This is a genomic window from Nitrospira sp. BLG_2 (genome assembly GCF_049222245.1).
In genome coordinates this window covers 1-2,560 of sequence record NZ_JBLYIG010000678.1, presented here as the reverse complement: position 1 = coordinate 2,560, position 2,560 = coordinate 1, and the positions used below count along the sequence as shown (strand labels likewise).

At 58.4% G+C, this 2,560-nt stretch carries 2 protein-coding genes; both read left to right on the top strand.

Annotated elements, in window-relative coordinates:
- Positions 1-1,902 (top strand): valine--tRNA ligase (locus ACOSYY_RS17950; protein WP_421664204.1); only part of this gene is annotated, 1,902 nt, incomplete at its 5' end.
- A gap of 3 nt (positions 1,903-1,905) precedes the next feature.
- Positions 1,906-2,560: nicotinate-nucleotide diphosphorylase (locus ACOSYY_RS17945; protein ID WP_421664203.1), on the top strand; the 655-nt coding region annotated here is incomplete at its 3' end.

Sequence of the window (2,560 nt, the reverse complement as noted above, 5' to 3'; positions counted from 1 at the left end):
GCTCACGACTTCAACGACTATGAAGCCGGAGAGCGGCATGGGCTACCTCGGCTCGCCATACTCGATCATGCTGCGTTGCTCGATACTGCCGGGATGCAACAGGCGGCGGTCAAATCACCGGTCATTGAGATGCTCCGTGGCCTTCCCGTCTCGAAAGCGCGTCCCAAGATCGAAACGCTGCTTCGGGAACAAGGCGTGCTTGAGAAAACCGAAGATCACAAAATGTCCGTTGGGAAATGCTACCGCTGCAAGACCGTCGTTGAACCCTATCTCTCGCCACAATGGTTCGTCAGCATCAAGCCTTTGGCGGAGCCGGCAATCAAGGCGGTAGAAGACGGGCGCGTCCGCATCATTCCGGAAGGTTGGATCAACAACTATCTTGGCTGGATGCGGGATATCAAGGATTGGTGCATCTCGCGGCAAATTTGGTGGGGGCACCAACTTCCCGCATGGTATTGCCTGGCTTGCAACAGTCGTCACATTATTACCGCGGACGGTCGGACGACTGTCTTACAGAACGCCTCACCAATCGTCTCCAAATCAGCCCCCACTCAGTGCCCGGTCTGTACCGGCCAGCAATTGCTGCGCGATCCCGACGTGCTCGACACCTGGTTCTCTTCCGCCCTCTGGCCGTTTTCGACCTTGGGTTGGCCGGACCAGACGGTTGAATTAAAAACCTACTATCCGACCTCAGTCCTCGTAACCGGCCTTGACATCCTGTTCTTCTGGGTGGCCCGCATGATCATGATGGGGCTGAAGTTCATGGGAGACGTGCCCTTCCGCGACGTCTATATCCATGCCTTGGTCCGGGATGCAGAAGGCCAGAAGATGAGCAAATCCAAGGGCAACGTGATCGACCCGCTGCACGTCATGGATCAATTCGGCACCGATGCCCTTCGGTTCACCCTGGCCTCGATGGCCTCGCCGGGACGCGACATCAAGCTGGCTGAGGAACGGATCGAGGGCTACCGTAATTTTGCCAATAAGATCTGGAATGCCGCGCGATTCGTCTTGATGTATCTCGATGGACCGCGCACCGTCCTCCCGCCGGCGCAACGAACATTCCCCGATCGCTGGATCTTGAGCCGGCTGAATCATGCAATCAGAACCGTCTCCACGGAGTTGGAGCATTACCGCTTTGATCAAGCATCCAATGCCCTCTACCAGTTCATCTGGCATGAGTATTGTGACTGGTACTTGGAGTTGATTAAACCGGTTCTGCAAACACCTGACCACCCGGATGGAGCAAGCACCAGGCACACCCTCGTGGAGACGCTGGAAACGACCATGCGGCTCTTGCACCCCTTCATGCCGTTCATCACAGAAGAAATTTGGCAGACGATTCCCCATCAGGGAGACAGCATCGTCGTGCAGCGCTATCCGGCCTCTGACGAGGCATGGGACGCGCCTGATGCAGAACAGCACTTTGCGTTGCTGGAACAGACAGTGGGACTCGTCCGAGCCGGCCGAGCTCTCTTGAATTATCCACCTGGGCAACAGATTTCGTTTCATGCCGGGCACGACGACCCGGACAGGCAGAGTCAGCTCCACGAGTTCCAACGACACTTGGCCCACCTCAGCCGCGGCAGCGCAGAAGTGAGCCCGCCGCATAACTGGCCGTCGTCGAGATTGCTACGACTCGTCACGGAAGGCCTCTCCGTGGGAATTGCAGTCGCCGATGACGTCGACCTCAAGAAAGCGATTGACCGCCTGGCAAAACAACTCACGGAGAGCGACAAGGAATTGCAACGAGCCGGCGGGAAACTGAAGAACACCGAATTCGTGTCCAAGGCTCCTCCGGAAGTGATCGCGGAACATCACGAGCGAGTGCGGACCCTGTCCCGCGATCGTACATTGCTGGCCGACAGCGAACGGCAGCTCCGCGCCATGCTCGCAACCTGACCGATGGCCACACTCCCTGCTGCAGAAATCCGGCGCGCGGTGCGCCAAGGGCTCGAAGAAGATCTCGTTCAGGGAGATGCCACGACCGGATCGATCTTCTCATCTCCCGTGCCGGCTCGGGCCGAGATCATCGCGCAACAACCGCTGGTTGTGGCGGGCATGGCCGCGGCGGTTCAGACCTTCCTCATGGTCGATCCTTCCCTGCGGTTATCGATCTCCAAGCGCGACGGCGACCGAGCTACGAATGGAGAATCGCTCCTCCGAATCGAAGGCGACGGGCGATCCATTCTGCAGGCCGAGCGGGTCGCCTTGAACTTTCTTCAACACCTGTCCGGAATCGCTACCCTGACACAACGGTTCTGCCGGGCCGTGCGCGGCTACCCTGCCAGTATCTTGGATACCAGGAAAACTCTTCCGGGCTGGCGCGCGCTTCAGAAGTGGGCCGTGTCGCTCGGCGGTGGGATCAACCACCGACGATCATTGAGTGACGGCATTCTGATCAAAGATAATCATCTGGTCCTCCTCCAACGCAATCGACGACCGGTTGAACGGGCATGTCGCCTGGCACATGCCCATCGGCCAAACGCGCTCCCGATCATTGTCGAGGTGGAATCCCTCTCTGAGGTTCGGCAGGCGCTCACAGGAAAGCCTGATATTA